The sequence below is a fragment of the Schwartzia succinivorans DSM 10502 genome (genome assembly GCF_900129225.1).
GTDB classification, from domain to species: domain Bacteria; phylum Bacillota; class Negativicutes; order Selenomonadales; family Selenomonadaceae; genus Schwartzia; species Schwartzia succinivorans.
In genome coordinates this window covers 357,470-375,417 of sequence record NZ_FQUG01000003.1, presented here as the reverse complement: position 1 = coordinate 375,417, position 17,948 = coordinate 357,470, and the positions used below count along the sequence as shown (strand labels likewise).

Here is a 17,948-nt window from a genome sequence, read left to right as displayed (position 1 = left end):
CTACCCATTCTTTTGAGTAAACGTCATACTGAAATGCAATATTCAGCATAATAACCGCCTGCCTTTCTCATTAATTCTATTTTTCCTATTGCATCAAGGGGCTGCAATCATACATGTGTAATAGCTCATCGACAATCATCACATCATAAACCTGCTCTTCAAAACAAAAACTTATAATCAGGTCCCGTTTATCTTCTTTTGACAGATAGTAACCGGCCATTTGCACAAATTCCAGTGCCTCACTTGATGTTAACCGCATCGCCAGTGCAAGAAGTACTGCCGTATTTTTACTTGGATGATAAAATTGCTCCGTAAGGATTTTAGAAAACAATCGCCTATCCATATGTACCGCCTTATACAGTTCAACACCAGTAAGTCCTTTTCTATCCATCCATTCCTGCAGCTTATCACCGAATGAGACTATTTTTTTCCGGCTTAAAAAAGCCTTTAAGCGTAATCGGATACATTGCGTTTTGGAGTGTTCTTTTAACCAGATTTCATCAAGTTCATTTTCATCATGCGCCTGTGGAGGTTCTTCAATAGAAATAGAATAGTGGATGCTTGGCATCTCAATATAATTTCTGCGCATGTAATCCCGAAGGGATTCTATAAGCTTTTCTTTGTAATCCTCCAAAATAATCACCTTATATCTATCTGTTTTTATATTAGCATTTTTTTATTGACGAAAGGTCTCTTTGAAAGCGACATTTTATTTATTTTCCGCTGCAGCGTCTGAAGGTCTCGGAGTCTTTGAGGGAGCGTTTTTCAGGTGATGCGGGGACGTATACTCCATCTTCCTTTGTCTGCATCAGTCCAAGCTCTTCGAATATCCTGACTGCAAGGCGATAGGTGTATGTGGAAACACCGCAGGCGGCTGCGAGCTGCATTTCTGTTCCGTGTACGGTTTGCTCTGCATCGGCGCGGCTGCGCATTACGCGATAGACTCCTGCCAGTATTTCTCTTGTTGGGTTGATTCTTCGGCTTTCTGTCTCACGCAGCTCGGATAGTCTGGCTTCTATAGACTGGTTTCCATTCCATTCATTGATTTCAGGGACGTAGGCTATGTCTACAGCGCCGCTTTGGAGCATCGGTACATCTTCGCCGTGATTCCACATGATAGCACGGAAATTCCCCGGAAATATCATCATCAGGTGCTTTCCGTCTTTTCCCATGCTTCTTGCCTGCTCCGCTGTTACGTTGAAGTCAGCAAAAAGAGGCCTTGGATTTCCCATGCCGTAGGGTTCCAGCTTTTCCAGTTCTTTCATGAGTTCAAAGTCGATTTTGCCTACAGGAAGCTCTGCTTCAAGCTTCAGTACAGGCTGATAGACTTCTTCCCTGATATTCTCACGGGCCCATTTTTCAAGGCTTTCACGAAGGTCATCTATTTTGTCAGCGTCTACTGTCAGACCTGCCGCCATTGCGTGTCCTCCGAACTGTATCAGGTCATCCTTGCATGCAGAAAGTGCTTCAAATATGTGGAAGCCGTCGATACTGCGGCAGGAGCCTTTTCCTACTCCGTCTTTTATGCCGATTACGATAGAGGGACGGTAATATTTTTCTGTGAGCTTGGACGCGGCAAGCCCTATGACACCGGGATTCCAGTCTTCTCCGGCGACGACGATTACATGAGCCTGTTCAATGTCGATATTTTCCAGTTTTTGTTCTGCTGCTTCGAATATTTCCTGCTCTATGCCCTGACGTTCGCTGTTTATTCCTGAAAGCTCCGCAGCCAGCTCCGCCGCTTTCGTTTCATCCTGTGTCAGAAGAAGCTCCGCGCCTTTCGAGGCAGTTTCGAGACGGCCTGCGGCATTGAGCCGCGGTGCAATACTGAAGCCTACGTGTCCTGCATTTATTTTCTTGTCCTTACACCCTGCGGCTTCAATCAGGGCGCGCAGTCCCACAAGCTCTGTCGTCTGAAATTTTGTGAGTCCTATTGCGGTGATTTTGCGATTTTCTCCCTTGAGGGGAACCAGGTCGGCAATCGTCCCAAGTGCAGCGATTTCTATGTCCTTTGTATATGTTTCATAGGGTTCGTCACGCATTTCGGCAAAGAGTGCCTGACAAAGCTTAAACGCAACTCCTGCTCCGCACAGGTCTGCATAGGGATATATGCTGTCGTCACGATGCGCGTCGATTACAGCGATAGCCTCAGGCAGCGGCCCTTCGGGCAGATGGTGGTCTGTTATGATTATGTCCAGCTTTCCTGTCATGGCTTCTACTGCTTCAACAGATGTAATTCCGCAGTCAACGGATACCAGAAGAGAGGCTCCTTCTGCTGCAATCTTCTCCAATGCTTCTGTGTGTATGCCGTAGCCTTCTGTGTGGCGGTTCGGAATGTAATATGATACGTCGGCACCCAGACGTCGCAGTCCCCTCATGAGTATGGTTACAGCCGATATACCGTCTACATCATAATCTCCGTACACTGTTATCCGCTCATTGTTTTCTATGGCGCGTTTGATACGTCCTACCGCAGGATTCATATCCGGAAGCAGAAACGGGTCATAGAATGGCTGTGTGTTCACGGGGTCAAGAAAGCATTTTGCTTCTTCTGTGTCCGAGATTCCTCTTTCCAGTAAGATTCCTGCTACGAGACGGGTGACTCCAAGCTCCTTTGAAAAATCTGTCTCAAGCTTTTCATCGTGTGTGCGAATTGTCCATTTTTTGTCCATGGTATTTTTCTCCGTACAAGTACAGCCTGCCCAAAAAGGGCAGGCTGATCTCAATTTTATTCTTTGGATTCTTCCGGCATGGTCTCAACAGGTTCTTCCTGCTCAGTTTTCTCTGCCGTCTTTTTCTTCTTTTTGTATACCGGTTTTTCTGTTACAGGCTTTTTTGCGTTTTTCTTCGGCTTATGAGCCTCATGGACAGCCTCAGCGTTATCTTCATCCTCAGCTTCTTCGTCAGATGTTTTTTCTTTTTTCGGCTGTTCTGCCGCACGCTTCGCAGCTTTTTTGTTTTCCGCCCATTCACGGAAGGTAGCCCAGAGCGGGCTTGCAATAAATATGGACGAATAGCAGCCGCTCATGAAGCCGACGAGCAGTGCAAAGGAGAAGTCCTTCGTCGTATCGCCGCCGAACCAATAGAGTGCAAAGGTTGTGAAGAGAACCGTGACGACCGTGTATATGGAACGCGTAAGTGTCTGATATATACTGCGGTTTGCAAGCGCGATAACATCACCGCCGCGGCGGAAGTGAAGCTTCAGGTTTTCGCGAATACGGTCAAATATAACGATTGTATCGTTGATGGAGTAACCGACAATCGTAAGGAGTGCAGCGACAAACGAGGAATCAATCTGGCGCTGTGTGAAGGAGAATGCAGCGAGAACGATGAGCACGTCATGAATCAATGCAAGCACCGCCGCGAGACCGAAGCGGAACTCGAAACGGAAGGATACATACACAACGATGAGTGCCCATGAAAGGAGCGTTGCCCACAAAGCGTTAAGCAAAAGCTCAGTTCCCATGGTTGCTCCGACTTTTTCTTCACGGAGCATCTGATAGTCTCCCAGCTTTTCTTTCATGGAGGCCATGACAGCCTTACGTTCTGATTCTTCAAGGTCAACCGTACGAATCATGACATCACGTGCCTCAAGAGCACTGGAGGACTCGCCGGAGAGCTGAATCTGTGCGTTGTCCAGCTTATACTGTGCCATTACCTCGCGGACTGACTGTATTCCGACAGGTTTATCAAAGCGCATTTCAATAATCGTACCGCCGGTGAAGTCGATACCGAAGTTGAAGCCCTTTGTCACCATGCAGAAAATACCCGGAATGATGATAAGGAGTGAAATCAGATACCAGATTTTACGACGTCCGACGATATCAAACTTTGCATTTTCAAGCACGGTTATTCACCTCCGTTCCGTTTTCACGTGCCTGCGCACCCAAGAGGAACGGGCTCGTAACCACGTTCGAGCCTACAAGCATTTTCAGCATGAAGTTCGAGAGTGTGATTGCCGTAAACATACTCAGTACAACACCAAGTCCCAAGGTAATCGCAAATCCGCGGATGGAGCCTGTTCCGAATGCAAACAGCACCATCGCGGCAATAATCGTTGTAAGGTTTGAGTCAAAAATCGTTGTAAAGGCACGCTTGAATCCGTTGTTCATGGACATACGGAGTGTTGAGCCTTTTTTGTATTCTTCTTTGAAATGCTCAAATATCAGGACGTTCGCATCGACGGCCATACCAACTGAAAGTATGATACCGGCAACACCCGGAAGTGTAAGCGTCGCATCAAGGAATTTGAGCGCCGCAAGGAGCAGCAGTACATACGCCATAAGGCTGATATCTGCAATGAGTCCCGAAAGACGATAGAAGAGCAGCATGAATACGAGGACTGCGCCGATACCGATTGTGAAAGCGAATTCACTCTTGTCCTTGGAGTCCTGTCCAAGTGTCGGTCCTACTGTGCGTGTCTCGATGATATTGACCTTTACAGGGAGCGCGCCGCTGCGGAGGAGAATAGCAAGGTTATGCGCTTCTTCGAGGGAGCGCTGTCCTGTGATGACAGCTTTGCCGCCTGTTATTGGTTCTTTTACGTTCGGAGCGGTCAGTACTTCTCCATCAAGAAGAATCGCAATACGGCGTCCTACATTCTTGGTTGTGAGTTCAGCAAATTTCTTTCCGCCCTCGTCAGAGAAGTCGAGGGATACGAGATGCTGATTCTGCTGGTCAGTCTGTTCCTTTGCATCCTTGAGGTCTGTACCTGTAAGAACGGTGTTGCCCTCTTCATCCTTAAATTCGAGCATAGCCGTTTTACCGATAACCGCAATTGCCTTGTCCGGGTCTTTTATGCCCGGAAGCTCGATGATAATTCTGCGTTCACCCTGACGCTGAATCATCGGTTCTGTCAGACCAAGCTCATTGACACGTTTTTCCATGATATGGAGAACACGCTCCATCGCATCATGGTTAACCGGAGCCTCCGGTGTATCCTCTGCTTCAAGCACAACGTGTGTACCGCCCTGCAGGTCAAGGCCCTGCCGTATGGAATACGCAAGCGGTGAAACGAATGCGCAAAACAATCCTACGATTGCCGCAACGCATACGATAAGCTTTAGAAATTCCTGTTTCCTCAACTATTTCCATTCCCTTCCGTTTGATTCTTTTTCCAGGTCTCTATGTAGTCAATGACCTGTTCGCGGACCTCGTCCGCATTATATGCATCCGTCTGTATAAAGAGATTGGCATGGGCCTTTGCGTCAGCAAGACGTTTATGCTGAACATCCAGCCGCTCCTGATCCCAATATACAAGCCGGCGTTTTTTAATTGCAGGAAGCGTTGCATCAATCATGACTAATATATCAGGATGATGCTTATTCCAGAAATTGTGTATTCCGGAATGCTCCTGGGCAACATTGTATGCATCATAACCTGCATCCTTGAGACCTTTAACCAGAGTAGTCTTACCGGATGCACAGACTCCCACGACAGCAATTCGCATAGTCAAGTCTCCTCAGTACGGATATGTGACCGAAATCTGCTCTATCTTCGGTCCGGACTGTGACTGCCCCAAAATACTCATCACTACGACAGTCATATCGTCAGATGCCTGTTCATGATCCATTTCCAAGGCGTATTCAAGTATCGCTTTTGCAACGTAATCTACGTCTTCGGCAGGATTGTCACGAATTATTGCCATGATTTTTTCAAAATCAGCCTGAGGGCCTCCCCGCTTCCTGCCGGCCTGTGCAATTCCGTCAGTATAGGAGACCACCATCATGTTTTCCTCAAAGGGTACTTCATACATCATTGGCTTCATATGACGGTTTACGCCAATCGGGCCAACTTCTTCATCATATACAGTTTCGTACTCAGGCGTCTTTATTATAACCGGACAGTTCGAATTTCTGCTTATGACGACAGTTTCCGTCTCAAGGTCGGCACTCAGTACCGTCAGTGTGCATGAGACTTTTTTATCCTTCATGGCATAGAGGTAATCATGTACCGCACGTGCCACTGCCCCGTCGCGGGCTCCGTCAGCCAAAAGCGACACAGCTTTATTTACAACCCAGCTGCTGGTATGATGGGCAGCAAGGCCGTTTCCCTGCCCGTCAGCAATGACCGCGGATATTCCTCCGTGAGGACGCTCCGCTATATCACAGCTGTCGCCGCAGTAATCCATTGCATATTTTGATGTACGGGCAATTCCTATTTTTACTTCCACGATTTTCACCACACTTATTTCTGGCGTTTCGGACAAACAGCGATGCCTTTTTCCGTAAGTATGGCATCCACCTGCTCATCCCACGGCTCCTGCGGTACAGTATCAAACACCTGACATCCGTAAACAACCGCAAGCCGGTACGCAGATGATGCTCTTTTCAGAAAATCATCGTAATACCCTCCGCCCATGCCAAGGCGGATTCCGTTCCTTGAAAAGGCGACCCCCGGTACGAGGACAAAATCCAGTTCCGATGGGTCAAGGATTCTCCGTTTTTCGGGTTTTACAGTCAAAATACCATATTTTTCCGGAACAAGGTCAGCCATATCCGAAAATGCCGCAGCCTCCATTTTACGGGGACCGGTTATGAGGGGAATGGATACTTCCTTTCCTGCCTCAAGCATCTTTGCGAGAATTTCATTTGTGTGAACTTCATCGGGCATTGATGCAAACGCAAATATCCGCTTTGCTTCTCTGAACACCGAAAAATCAAACAGCAGCTTTTGTATCATGCTGCTGTGATTCGTTCTTTCTGTATTTGAAAGTGCTCTGCGTTTTTCAAGCGCAGTTTTGCGGAAAATACGTTTTTCTTCAGTCAGACCGGATGTCATTCAGCCTTCATCTCATTCGAATGCATGTCAACGCCTGCTTTGGCGGATGTACGCGTCGTGATGTTTGTGTTTACCGCAGAGCGTGCAATCTTGATGACAACCTTGTCTGCAATCTCAAGATGGAGTACATTATCCTCCATACGGCTGATAGTACCGTATATACCGCCGACTGTCATTACTTCATTTCCGACCTTGAGATTATCCAGCATTTCCTTACGGCGCTGCTGCTCGGCCTTCTGCGGACGGTAAAGCATGAAGTAGAACAAAATCATTACCGCAACAAGCGGGCCGTACGTGCTGAGCATTGCCAACGTTTCCTGACTCAAAATTATTCCTCCAGTACATATGTAATCTAATTAACTATAATCCAATGAGTTATTATACAATATTTTTGTATATTTTTGTTAATTTTTCCCACGCATATCATAATTTCGGAAAAAATCATTTTTAAATTCCGTGAAGCGGTCCTCAAGTATCGCCTTGCGCATTTTGCGCATGTAATCCTGCAGGAACCAGAGGTTGTGCAGTGTCAGCAGACGAAGTCCGAAAATCTCGCCCGCCCTGACAAGATGGCGGATATAGGCTCTCGTATATCCGTTCCTGCATGCGTAGCAGCCGCAGCCATCCTCAAGTACAGTGTGGTCATGTTCAAATGCCTTGTTTTTCATGACCAATCTGCCCGTCCAGGTCATCGCCATGCCGTTTCTTGCGACGCGCGTCGGGAATACGCAGTCGAACATATCAATACCGCGCTCTACTGATTCCACCAGACAGTCAGGAGTTCCGACTCCCATGAGGTAACGCGGCTTGTTGGACGGAAGCCGTTCAGCTGTATATGAGAGAACCTCGTACATCATTTCCTTCGGCTCGCCTACAGAAAGTCCACCGATGGAGTATCCCGGCAAATCCATTTCAATAAGCCTGTCTACGCTCTCATGACGAAGCTCCTGATACATGCCGCCCTGAACTATTCCAAAGAGTCCCTGGTCTTCGCGCGTCATTGCGTTTTTACAGCGTTCTGCCCAGCGCAGCGTCCGGGCAAGTGAGTTTTTCGTATACTCGAAATCAGCGGGATACGGCACACATTCATCAAAGGCCATGACGATATCCGAACCCAAGGCGGTCTGTACTGCGATAGAGACCTCAGGGGAAAGGAACTGCTTGGAACCGTCAATGTGCGAACGGAATGTAACACCCTCTTCAGTTATCTTACGGAGCGGGCCGAGGCTGAATACCTGAAATCCGCCGCTGTCCGTCAAAATTCCGCGGTCCCAGTGCATAAATTTATGAAGACCTCCTGCTTCGCGCACGAGGTCCATTCCGGGACGAAGGAAAAGATGATATGTATTGCTCAGGATGATACCTGCATGAAGCTCTTTGAGTTCATCCGGGGAAATTCCTTTTACACTTGCCTGTGTTCCGACAGGCATAAAAATCGGGGTTTCGAAGCTTCCGTGCGGCGTATGGATTATACCTGCACGCGCACCTGTTTTCTCATCCCGATGAACTAATTCGTAAGTAATTGCCGGCAAACTTTCTGCCCTCCTTAAATATATGAAACAATCTTGACACACCATTTCTATTATAAGATAAATGACAGTAAAAAGGAAGAATTGAACCAAAAGAAAATCCCGGCTCAGCACCGGGACTTTTTTAAGCGCGTAAGCACGCTGCTATTTCATTTGAATATTGCTTTGATAAATTCCGTATAAGGCGCGCGCAGAATACCTTTTTCGGTGATGATTGCAGTGATAAGCTCTGCGTCTGTCACATCAAAAGCCGGATTGAATACCTTGACATCCTTCGGTGCCATGCGCTCTTTATACCACATCTCTGTGACTTCTTCAGCAGGACGCTGTTCGATTTTTATATCCCTGCCTGTTTTCGATGACATGTCGATAGTTGACGAAGGCGCGCATATATAAAACGGTATGCCGAAATATTTTGCGGCTATAGCCAAAGGCATTGTACCAATTTTATTTGCCGCGTCACCGTTCGCAGCAACACGGTCGCAGCCTGTGAAAACAGCCTGTATTTTCCCCTGCTTCATGAGTGAGGCTGCCATGCCGTCACACAGCACAGTAACATCAAGCCCCGCACTTGAAAGCTCATACGATGTGAGTCTTGCTCCCTGCAGCAGCGGACGTGTTTCGTCACAATAAATTTTGAAATGATATCCCTGTTTATGACCGAGATACATTGGTGCGGTGGCGGTTCCGTAACGGCTCGTTGCAAGCTGTCCCGCATTGCAGTGAGTAAGGATTCCGTCTCCGGGCTTTACGAGTGACAGCCCGAGTTCACCTATTCGCCTGCAGGTATCAATATCCTCCTGCTGTATCGCCTTTGCCTCAGCCAACAGCTTCTGCTTAGCGTCAGCTACACTGCCTCCGCGTCCTGCGATAACAACATCCTTCATGCGTTTGAGCGCCCACGAAAGATTTACCGCTGTCGGGCGTGAAGAATTCAAATAGTCAGATGCCTTTACGAATTCCTGCTCAAAAAAAGCATAATCCTCTGTATCAATTCCTTTTGCTGCCAGATACACTCCGTAGCCTGCCGCAACACCGATTGCCGGAGCGCCTCTGACCTGCAGAAGGTAAATCGCATCCCAGATTTCCTTCTGTGTGTGTAAATGAAGAATTTCAAGCTGATTTGGAAGCTTCGTCTGGTCGATGATGACAAGCGCCGAATCCGAATCATCAAGGGCTACGGTATCATAATCGAGGATATTCATAAAAAGCGCCCTCCTGTATACCAATAATGCACAACAGCCATAACAAGCAAAAAGAGTATCGTTGTCGTATACATAAGCCTTATAGCCTGAAGAATATGCTGTGGGCCAAGCTCATGAACGGGATCTCCCATACAGGTCCGAAATGACGGTTTTCCGAAATAATAGTTAAGTCCGCCCAGCTGTATTCCAAGTGCTCCGGCAACTGTTGATTCCGTATAGCCTCCGTTCGGGCTGGGATGTTTGTTGGCATCGCGGCACATAATCCGCCATGCATTGCGGTAGTCCATATGCAGGATAAATGCCGCAAAAATCAGAAGCACTCCGGTAATGCGTGCAGGAACATAGTTCCATACGTCGTCAGCTCTTGCAGCGGCACGTCCAAAGAACATGTACTTATCATTCTTATACCCTATCATGGAATCCATTGTATTCGCCGCGCGGTACATAACTGCCAGGGGTACTCCTCCGAGCATAAAGAAGAAAAGCGGAGAAACGATTCCATCCACAATGTTTTCGGATATTGTTTCGACTGTGGCCCGTGTGACCTCTCCTACTGTCAGGTTTTCCGTATCACGTCCCACGATCCAGCCGACCTTAAAACGGGCATTTTCCAGATCTCCTGCAAGAAGGTATGCTCTTATCTCATGACCTGCTTCGGAAAGAGTTCTCGGTGAAATCGTAAAGCTCAGAAGCAATGCGCCTACAGCCCACGTAACATATTCGTTATGTGCAAGCGCTGCCAGATACATTATCCCATCAGCAGCGCAGTAGGATATTATAAGGACACACAGCATGAGGACTGCACCCTTGCAGAATTTTACGTTGTCGGAATCATCTTCGCGGTACAGAAATGCTTCAAAAAGGGAGATAAGCTTACCGATTAAGACAACCGGATGAAAGCTCGAACGGGGATCCCCTATTGCGCAGTCAATGGCGAAGGCTAAAATTGCAGTATTCATTGTGCCGCCAGTATTTCCCGAACCTTATCCATATCAAGGTTCGCACGAACGGTCTCAGCCAGACGATCATATGCGCGCTGCTTCTCAGCAAAGAGGCTGCGCGTATTTTCCAGAGGCTCCAGACCTTTTTTCACTCTGAGTACGTTGAGCATTGCACGTCTGAATTCGTCATGGTCAAAAATTCCATGAATATACGTTCCGAATACCATGCCGTCGGCACGGGACGTTCCTTCTTCAACAGCGCATTTTTCACCGCGCCGTTCAGTGATTGTTATCGGGTGCTCATCCTTGTCTCCGAAAAATTCTGTCTCACCCATGTGAATTTCATAGCCATGAAGGTCTTTCGCAGAAATTTTCGTTCCCATAAAGTTCCAGTCATGGCAGTCCGCTGTAACCTGCGATGTCAGCTTGCTCTCGATAAATGTAGTTGCCATGTCAAGGAAACCAAGGCCCGTTGTTCCGTCATGCTCTGATTCTGTATGATGCGGGTCGCGGATTTCTTTTCCAAGCATCTGATAGCCGCCGCAGATTCCGATAAGAGGAGTACCTGCCTCCACTGCCTCCCGAATCTTTTCCTCAAGACCACTGGAGCGGAGCCAGAGCATGTCCTCGGTTGTATTTTTACTGCCCGGCAGCATGATGAGGTCAGGATGTCCAAAGTTTTCAACATCCGTTACATAATGGAGCGATACATCCTTCTCACTGGCAATAGCGTCAAAATCTGTAAAATTCGAGATTTTCGGTGTGCGCATTACAGCCACATGAAGGTCAGCCTGTGCCTTTTCTTTTTCAGGCTTATCCTCCAGCGATACAGAATCCTCATCATCTATGCCAAGATTATCAAGATGCGGAATAATACCAAGTACCGGCTTTCCGGTTTTCTTTTCAAGGAAATCTACCGCTGGCTTCAAAAGTGTCACGTCACCGCGGAATTTATTGATGATAAGGCCTTTTACGAGGTCACGCTCATCATCCTCAAGAAGCTCCAGTGTTCCGACAAGAGATGCCAGAGCACCTCCACGGTCGATATCTGCAATGAGAAAAACCGGCGCATTCAGATATTTTGCTACACGCATGTTAACAATATCATTGTCATGAAGATTTACTTCGGCAGGGCTTCCCGCGCCTTCAATAACAATGGTGTCATATTCGTCCTGAAGCTTTGCCAGTGCTTCTTTGACATGCCCGAAGAGCTTAACTGAATATCCCTTGTGATAATCCTTTGCGGACATGTTCCCTACAGGCTGTCCCATAACAACAATCTGTGAGCTGGCATTTCCTGTCGGCTTCAGGAGAACAGGGTTCATTTCTACCATCGGTTCGAGGCCTGCGGCCTCTGCCTGTGCAACCTGTGCCCGTCCCATTTCCTTGCCGTCACGGGTTACGTAGGAATTTAATGCCATGTTCTGGGCCTTAAACGGTACAACATGGACACCATCCTGATATAAAATACGGCAAAGTGCCGTTACAAGTATACTTTTACCAACATGGGAACTAGTTCCCTGCATCATGATACAGTTCGCCATGTTCATTCCTCCCAAACTTCAGCAATTTTTTTGATATCCACCGGAATACCGCAGGACACAAGATAAACCTTGTCAGCGGCCTTGGCTGCCATCTGATTAACAAGGCCTGCTATATCACGATATTCCCGTGCAAGATGATTTTCCGGAACGATACCGCTTCCTACTTCGTTTGACACAAAAATCGTCGTTCCGTTATTATTTTTTGCCTGCTCAAGCAAAAGTCCGATTTTTTCCTTTGCAAGAGCATAGTTTTTATCCGAATCCTCAATAGACGGCAGGGAGCACAAAAGATTGCTTACATATATCGTAAGGCAGTCAAAAAGAATCATGTCATGCTCCTTACCTGCTTCTTTAAGCGCCTCATGCGCATCGAAGGGAGCCTCGAAGGTTTTCCAGTCAGCCGGTCTGCGCTCTCTGTGGAGCTTGACCCGGAATTTCATTTCATCATCAAAAATCTGCGAGGTCGCAATGTATGCGATGTGTTTTCCATACCGTGCAGCGTACTTTTCAGCGAAACTGCTTTTTCCGCTGCGCGCGCCGCCGGTGACAAGCACAATCTGTCCCATTTTACGCCTCCTGATTTTTACGTTTTCTGCAAACATTTACAAAATGTTCGGCAGCCTGCGGACATCCTGCAAAATGAAGATGCAGGTACGAACCAAGGATATTTCCTTCAGCATATCCTGCGTCGTAGGGTTCTTTTTTTCTTGTCCTCACAAACGTAAATGCTCTCGGATATTTCGTTCCCTCCGACGGGGCACATTCGGATGAAAAGTGAAATTCATGTCCGTGAAGTACCGTTCCCTTTGGACCGAGCACTGTGTCCCGCTGCATTTCTGCCGAGACATACCCAACAGTCTGCAGCTTACGGTTCATTTCTACTTCTCCGGGAACTATTCCAAGCATAGGATACGCATTTTTTTCAAAATCTATCATGCGCTTCATGAGATACATAAATCCGCCGCATTCCGCATAAATCGGCAGCCCGTCTTTTGCTGCCCTGCGTATCGACTCACGCATACCTTCGTTGTCGTAAAGCTCTTTTGCAAACATTTCCGGAAATCCGCCACCAAGAATAAGGCCGTCGCACTCAGGAAGCTCCCTGTCCTTAAGCGGACTGAAGGGCACGATTTCAGCGCCGTATTTTTCGAGCACTGCAAGGCTTTCAGGATAATAAAAAGAAAATGCGTCGTCACGGGCGACTGCGATTTTGACATCGCTGCCGCGGTCTCCTGCACATTCCTCAATTCCTGGAAGCTCAGATGCCGAATTTGCCAGCTCTATAACCTTCTCTATGTTTATTTCACGGGCAATAGTCTTTCCAATCTCTTCGACCGTTTCCTTTTCCTTACGGTTTTCCTCTACAGGAACAAGGCCCAAATGCCGCTCAGGAAGTATCATTGCATCGTTGCGCATGACAGCACCGTAAACGGGGATATCAAGACGGTCAAGGGCTTCCTCTATCATGCTGCGGTGAGTCGCTGAGCCAAGACGGTTAAGAATTACTCCGCTGATATTGACCTCAGGATCATAGCTCTTAAAACCGAGGGCTATCGCAGCAGCAGATTCTCCCATGGACTTTGCGTTGATAACCAGCAAAACCGGCGCATCAAGGAGCTTGGATATCTCTGCCGTCGAGCTTATTCCGTTCTTTCCGCCGTCGTAGAGTCCCATTACTCCCTCTATGACGACAATATCAGCGTCCTTTGCCGTTTTCTGAAAGATTTCATTCAGTTTTTCTTTTGATACAAGCCATGTATCAAGGTTGTGCGCAGGCCTCCCGCTTGCCAGTTTATGGTATCCGGGGTCAATATAATCCGGTCCAATTTTGTAAGACTGTACCTTCAGTCCTTTGTTACGCAGTGCGGCAAGGAGTCCCGTAACTATAGTGGTTTTTCCGGAACCGCTCTGTGTTGCAGCAATTACAATACGTGGAATTTTCGTATTCATTGAAGCCTGCCCCTTTGAATGTTGAATATTTATTGGATTATCTGCGGTTATCCAGCAGATACATGATGGCATTGATTGCGGATGCGGCAATCGGGCTGCCGCCCTTGGTTCCTTCTACCGTAATGTAAGGAATTTTAGTATTCTTTGCCAGAAGCTCTTTGGAATCCGCTGCGCCTACAAACCCAACAGGAATACCGATAATGACGGCAGGTTTGATTCCTTCCTCATCCACCATACGCAGTACTTCAAAAAGTGCTGTAGGTGCATTTCCGATTGCGATTATTGCGCCATCCAAATCCTTGCCAAAGGAACGCATTGCAGCCATGGAACGCGTAATGCCCTTTTCCTTTGCAAGCTTTGCGATTTCCGGGTCAGAAACACGGCACTCAATCTTTCCGCCATAACGGTTGAAGGATGCCTTATGGATACCCGTACGGACCATTTCAACATCTGTGTAGATATTGGCGCCTTTTTTCAGTGCCTCCTGCGTTGCTTTGATAGCATCAGGATGAATTTTAATGACCGGAGCGTATTCAACATCTCCCGATGCATGAATCATTCGGGAATAAACCTTTGTCTGCGCTTCATCAAGATTCAATCCTTCAAGATGCGGCGCAATTATTTCCATGCTGCGGTTCTCGATTTCCATCGGCTGTTTAATATAATCCATGCTAATCCCTCATTTCTTTGCGATATGCTTCTCTGCAAAAGCGGCTATATCTTCAAAAGTATACGCAATTTCATCATAAGAAATCTTCGGGCGGTCAATCATGACAACCGGCAGCCCAAGCGCCTTTGCTGCCTCAAGCTTTGTATCGGTTCCTCCGACCTCTCCGCTGTTCTTTGTAACAATAACATCCGCCTCGTACTGACGGTAGAGTGCTATGTTTAATTCCGTTGAAAACGGCCCCTGCAGCGCTACGATATTTTTAGGGGAGAAACCAAGCTCTGTACATTCAGCAATAACCTTTGCCGTCGGAAGCAGCCGTACTGTCAAAACACAGTCCTTCAGATACGGTGACTCTGCGAATGCTTTCAGATTTCGGCTTCCCGTTGTTAAGAACACGTTTTTACCAAGAGAAGCAGCCTTCTTTGATGCTTCCTCGTAGCCGTCGACGGCATATACCTTATCATAATCCACCGGTACTGCCTTTCGTTCATAGCGGATATATGGAATATGCGTCCTTTTGCAGGCATTCATTGCATTTTGAGAAACATTTGCCGCATACGGATGACTGGCATCAACAAACAATTTAATACCATGCTCCCCAATGTATTCAACAAGTCCCTCTTCGTCCAACGGCTCATCATTTATTACAATTCCCGGATATTTTTTCAGAAGCATTCCTCCGTAAGAGCTTACCGCGGAAGCTGTTACTGAATATCCTTTGCTGAGCAGATAGCCGGCGAGCTCACGTCCGTCCTGTGTTCCGGCTGCCAAAAAAATCATACGTGATATCCTCTCGGAGTAATCATCCAGTTATCCTTGATATATGTCTTGCTGTTGCCGATAATGACCATCGAGAACATGTCAATATCTTCCTTCGTAAAGTTCTCAAGTGTCGAAAGGATTTTTTCTTCTCCGGGGCGTGACGCGTTCTTTACAATTCCGACCGGTGTGGACGGAGCCTTATAGCGAAGCATGATTTCACGGGCTTCTTCAATGTGCTTTACGCGCGTCTTGCTTTTCGGGTTGTACAATGCAATAACAAAATCAGCCTGCGCAGCACAGTCCAGACGTTTGCAGATAAGGTCCCATTCTGTAAGACGGTCGCTGAGGCTTATGACAGCAAAATCGTGCATAAGCGGAGCGCCGAGTACAGATGCTGCTGCATTTACAGCGGATAATCCGGCAATAATTTCAACCTTCGGACGAGTTTCCTCAGGATATGTCTCGGCAATTTCCAGAATAAGTCCTGCCATTCCGTATACACCGGAATCACCGGAGGATACCATAGCTGTATCCTTGCCCTCTGAAGCAGTTTTAACCGCAAGCTTGCAGCGGTCAACCTCCTGCATCATGCCTGTTCCGATAACCTCTTTATCTTTAAGAAGCGGCTCGATGAGTTTGATATATGTAGTATATCCTGCAACCACCTGCGCCTCCTCAATCGCCTTCAACGCACGCGGAGTCATCTGCTCCATGCTGCCAGGTCCAAGACCTACTACTACTATTTTTCCCATATCAGTGCCACCGTCACTTTCGTGTATTTAGTCTTTGGTAAAGCAGTCCGTCCGTCCTTAACGGCGGAAAGCGCGGCTGCTTCACATATATTTCCTACCCCAATCTGTTTTTTTACAAATTCAGACTGAGGGAGCTTATAATAGTTGATTGTCTTTTCCAATGTTTCATTATCGAAAAAGACTGTTTTTACCCCTAACGATGAAGCCAGCTCCAAAAGCCCTGCTTCATCACTTTTCACAACAGTACTCGCAATTTCAGAAACCCGTGTAATGTCCTGGCCTATTTGCGCGCACGCTTTTTCCAGTGCGTCACGAATCAGCTCAGAAGACACACCGCGCCTGCAGCCTATACCTGCAATCAGCCTTTGCGGTATCAGATACAAGAGGCCCTTTCTATGCTTTCCTTCCGACTTAGTAAGAAATACTGTGGGAGCTTCACTCTTAAAAATCTCATCAGCAGAGATTTTCTCCGCATGGATGCCGTATTTTTCAAGCTTCTGCTCATAAAATTCAGCATTTTCAAGCAAAGTATCAACTGCCCATTTTATTTCTTTTCCTTCAACCAGGGTACCGTTAAGCGTTTGTATTTCGCTTTTGGGCACCGGACGCATTCCAAGCTTTGAAGCCAATGCATCGGGTGCCTTTATTTCATTTACGTCTGTCGCCGTGGTAATTACAGGCTCTGCCCCAAGAACCGCCGCAGCTTCCTCTGTAAGCTCATTCGCTCCGCCAACATGACCTGAAAGCACACTTATCGCGTGCCTGCCTGCCTCATCAACAACGATAACAGCCGGGTCTTTGAGCTTGCTTTCCAAATGCGGCGCAATCATGCGCACAGCAATCCCAATTGCCGAAAAGAATATCAGCGCATCATATTTTTCAAAGCATTCAGCGACAGCATCCTTCAGCGTACTGTAGCGGAACACGCCTTCCCCGGCTTCCCGCCCTTCCTTTACGTAAACATCAAAGCTGTGCCGTGGACAGCCTTTAATCAGCTTTTCAGCAAGAGCTATTCCGTTTGACGTAACAGAAAAAACAGCGCATCTCATTTTGATGCCTGACGGAACATATGCGCAAACTCAGGCGCATAAAGGCGTGACAAATCATACTCCGTATCAAGAACACGCCCTACAACAATCATAGCCTGCCGCGGTATATCGGCTTCTTTGACCTTCTCAACTACGTCCTTGAGTGTTGCACGGACGATTTTCTGCTCAGGCCAGGATGCGCGATGTACAATGGCAATAGGTGTATCCTCGGGGTATCCGCCGGCCTCAAGCTCCTCAACTACCTTATCAAGCATCTGGATGCTGAGGAATATGCACATCGTTGCCTGATGCTGTGCGAGGCTTTTGAGGCTCTCACGGTCAGGAACAGGAGTGCGGCCTGCGCCGCGCGTAACAATTACAGTCTGTGAAATATTAGGAAGCGTATATTCCTGCTTCAATGCCGCAGCTGTTGCAAGGAACGAGCTGACGCCCGGAATTACTTCGTATTCGATACCGCGTTTTTTGAATTCATCCATCTGCTCCTGAATCGCACCATAGATTGCAGGATCTCCTGTGTGGAGGCGGACAACTTTTTTATCCGCCTTAACTGATTCTTCAATTTTATTTACAACATCCGGCAGAGTCATTGAAGCAGAGTTAAATATTTCGGCATTCTTCCTGCAGACCTCAAGAATCCTTGGATTAACAAGCGAACCCGCATAAATAACGACATCCGCTTCCTTCAAAAGACGCTGTCCTTTGACAGTTATGAGCTCCGGATCTCCAGGACCCGCGCCTACGATTGAAACCTTCTGCATGAAAAAAT

At 47.3% G+C, this 17,948-nt stretch carries 18 protein-coding genes and 1 pseudogene; all 19 read right to left on the bottom strand.

What is annotated here, in order from left to right:
* Positions 1 to 85: 85 nt before the first annotated feature.
* Complete coding sequence (locus BUA83_RS04740; protein ID WP_072935033.1) at positions 86 to 634, bottom strand: helix-turn-helix domain-containing protein; 549 nt, start codon at positions 632 to 634, stop codon at positions 86 to 88.
* Positions 635 to 713: 79 nt separating this feature from the next.
* On the bottom strand, positions 714 to 2,672 hold the full coding sequence (recJ, locus tag BUA83_RS04735; RefSeq protein WP_072935032.1) for a single-stranded-DNA-specific exonuclease RecJ: 1,959 nt from the start codon (positions 2,670 to 2,672) through the stop codon (positions 714 to 716).
* A gap of 260 nt (positions 2,673 to 2,932) precedes the next feature.
* A pseudogene (gene secF / locus BUA83_RS04730) lies at positions 2,933 to 3,847 on the bottom strand (protein translocase subunit SecF); the annotation flags it as partial.
* On the bottom strand, positions 3,840 to 5,084 hold the full coding sequence (secD, locus tag BUA83_RS04725; RefSeq protein ID WP_072935031.1) for a protein translocase subunit SecD: 1,245 nt from the start codon (positions 5,082 to 5,084) through the stop codon (positions 3,840 to 3,842). The gene secD and the pseudogene secF, both read right to left, overlap by 8 nt.
* Positions 5,081 to 5,449, bottom strand: coding sequence for a hypothetical protein (locus tag BUA83_RS04720; RefSeq protein ID WP_072935030.1), 369 nt, complete (start codon positions 5,447 to 5,449; stop codon positions 5,081 to 5,083). Before BUA83_RS04720 ends, secD begins: the two co-directional genes overlap by 4 nt.
* Positions 5,450 to 5,461: 12 nt before the next feature.
* A complete protein-coding gene (locus tag BUA83_RS04715; protein ID WP_072935092.1) occupies positions 5,462 to 6,172 on the bottom strand; it encodes a PP2C family protein-serine/threonine phosphatase in 711 nt (236 codons plus the stop codon).
* A gap of 14 nt (positions 6,173 to 6,186) precedes the next feature.
* Complete coding sequence (locus BUA83_RS04710; protein ID WP_072935029.1) at positions 6,187 to 6,780, bottom strand: 5-formyltetrahydrofolate cyclo-ligase; 594 nt, start codon at positions 6,778 to 6,780, stop codon at positions 6,187 to 6,189.
* On the bottom strand, positions 6,777 to 7,106 hold the full coding sequence (gene yajC, locus BUA83_RS04705) for a preprotein translocase subunit YajC (RefSeq protein ID WP_234988249.1): 330 nt from the start codon (positions 7,104 to 7,106) through the stop codon (positions 6,777 to 6,779). The genes BUA83_RS04710 and yajC overlap by 4 nt, the downstream gene beginning before the upstream one ends.
* A gap of 78 nt (positions 7,107 to 7,184) precedes the next feature.
* Entirely contained in the window at positions 7,185 to 8,312 is a 1,128-nt protein-coding gene (gene tgt, locus BUA83_RS04700; protein ID WP_072935028.1) for a tRNA guanosine(34) transglycosylase Tgt, read from the bottom strand.
* Positions 8,313 to 8,458: 146 nt separating this feature from the next.
* Complete coding sequence (gene mtnA / locus BUA83_RS04695) at positions 8,459 to 9,514, bottom strand: S-methyl-5-thioribose-1-phosphate isomerase (RefSeq protein ID WP_072935027.1); 1,056 nt, start codon at positions 9,512 to 9,514, stop codon at positions 8,459 to 8,461.
* The gene (gene cbiB / locus BUA83_RS04690; protein ID WP_072935026.1) at positions 9,511 to 10,473 is read right to left on the bottom strand and encodes an adenosylcobinamide-phosphate synthase CbiB; all 963 of its coding nucleotides are present in this window, start codon (positions 10,471 to 10,473) and stop codon (positions 9,511 to 9,513) included. The genes mtnA and cbiB overlap by 4 nt, the downstream gene beginning before the upstream one ends.
* Positions 10,470 to 11,999 carry a cobyric acid synthase gene (locus tag BUA83_RS04685; RefSeq protein WP_072935025.1) on the bottom strand — a complete coding sequence of 510 codons (1,530 nt, stop codon included), beginning with the start codon at positions 11,997 to 11,999 and terminating at the stop codon, positions 10,470 to 10,472. The genes cbiB and BUA83_RS04685 overlap by 4 nt, the downstream gene beginning before the upstream one ends.
* Before the next feature lie 2 nt (positions 12,000 to 12,001).
* Positions 12,002 to 12,565 (bottom strand): bifunctional adenosylcobinamide kinase/adenosylcobinamide-phosphate guanylyltransferase, encoded by a 564-nt coding sequence (gene cobU / locus BUA83_RS04680; RefSeq protein ID WP_072935024.1) that lies wholly within the window; start codon positions 12,563 to 12,565, stop codon positions 12,002 to 12,004.
* Position 12,566: 1 nt separating this feature from the next.
* On the bottom strand, positions 12,567 to 13,949 hold the full coding sequence (locus BUA83_RS04675) for a cobyrinic acid a,c-diamide synthase CobB (protein ID WP_072935023.1): 1,383 nt from the start codon (positions 13,947 to 13,949) through the stop codon (positions 12,567 to 12,569).
* 37 nt (positions 13,950 to 13,986) lie between these two features.
* Complete coding sequence (locus BUA83_RS04670; RefSeq protein ID WP_072935022.1) at positions 13,987 to 14,619, bottom strand: precorrin-8X methylmutase; 633 nt, start codon at positions 14,617 to 14,619, stop codon at positions 13,987 to 13,989.
* Between the two features lie 9 nt (positions 14,620 to 14,628).
* Positions 14,629 to 15,399 carry a cobalt-precorrin-6A reductase gene (locus BUA83_RS04665; protein ID WP_072935021.1) on the bottom strand — a complete coding sequence of 257 codons (771 nt, stop codon included), beginning with the start codon at positions 15,397 to 15,399 and terminating at the stop codon, positions 14,629 to 14,631.
* The gene (gene cobJ, locus BUA83_RS04660; protein WP_072935020.1) at positions 15,396 to 16,133 is read right to left on the bottom strand and encodes a precorrin-3B C(17)-methyltransferase; all 738 of its coding nucleotides are present in this window, start codon (positions 16,131 to 16,133) and stop codon (positions 15,396 to 15,398) included. The genes BUA83_RS04665 and cobJ overlap by 4 nt, the downstream gene beginning before the upstream one ends.
* On the bottom strand, positions 16,121 to 17,182 hold the full coding sequence (locus BUA83_RS04655; RefSeq protein WP_072935019.1) for a cobalt-precorrin 5A hydrolase: 1,062 nt from the start codon (positions 17,180 to 17,182) through the stop codon (positions 16,121 to 16,123). The genes cobJ and BUA83_RS04655 overlap by 13 nt, the downstream gene beginning before the upstream one ends.
* On the bottom strand, positions 17,179 to 17,940 hold the full coding sequence (gene cobM / locus BUA83_RS04650) for a precorrin-4 C(11)-methyltransferase (RefSeq protein ID WP_072935018.1): 762 nt from the start codon (positions 17,938 to 17,940) through the stop codon (positions 17,179 to 17,181). Before cobM ends, BUA83_RS04655 begins: the two co-directional genes overlap by 4 nt.
* Between the last annotated feature and the right edge of the window lie 8 nt (positions 17,941 to 17,948).

Bases quoted from the DNA above. Each gene is read 5' to 3' on its own strand.
- recJ (WP_072935032.1), bottom strand. From the start codon at position 2,672: ATGGACAAAAAATGGACAATTCGCACACACGATGAAAAGCTTGAGACA.
- BUA83_RS04720 (WP_072935030.1), bottom strand. From the start codon at position 5,449: ATGCGAATTGCTGTCGTGGGAGTCTGTGCATCCGGTAAGACTACTCTG.
- BUA83_RS04710 (WP_072935029.1), bottom strand. From the start codon at position 6,780: ATGACATCCGGTCTGACTGAAGAAAAACGTATTTTCCGCAAAACTGCG.
- mtnA (WP_072935027.1), bottom strand. From the start codon at position 9,514: ATGAATATCCTCGATTATGATACCGTAGCCCTTGATGATTCGGATTCG.
- cbiB (WP_072935026.1), bottom strand. From the start codon at position 10,473: ATGAATACTGCAATTTTAGCCTTCGCCATTGACTGCGCAATAGGGGAT.
- BUA83_RS04685 (WP_072935025.1), bottom strand. From the start codon at position 11,999: ATGGCGAACTGTATCATGATGCAGGGAACTAGTTCCCATGTTGGTAAA.
- cobU (WP_072935024.1), bottom strand. From the start codon at position 12,565: ATGGGACAGATTGTGCTTGTCACCGGCGGCGCGCGCAGCGGAAAAAGC.
- BUA83_RS04675 (WP_072935023.1), bottom strand. From the start codon at position 13,949: ATGAATACGAAAATTCCACGTATTGTAATTGCTGCAACACAGAGCGGT.
- BUA83_RS04670 (WP_072935022.1), bottom strand. From the start codon at position 14,619: ATGGATTATATTAAACAGCCGATGGAAATCGAGAACCGCAGCATGGAA.
- BUA83_RS04665 (WP_072935021.1), bottom strand. From the start codon at position 15,399: ATGATTTTTTTGGCAGCCGGAACACAGGACGGACGTGAGCTCGCCGGC.
- cobJ (WP_072935020.1), bottom strand. From the start codon at position 16,133: ATGGGAAAAATAGTAGTAGTAGGTCTTGGACCTGGCAGCATGGAGCAG.
- BUA83_RS04655 (WP_072935019.1), bottom strand. From the start codon at position 17,182: ATGAGATGCGCTGTTTTTTCTGTTACGTCAAACGGAATAGCTCTTGCT.
- cobM (WP_072935018.1), bottom strand. From the start codon at position 17,940: ATGCAGAAGGTTTCAATCGTAGGCGCGGGTCCTGGAGATCCGGAGCTC.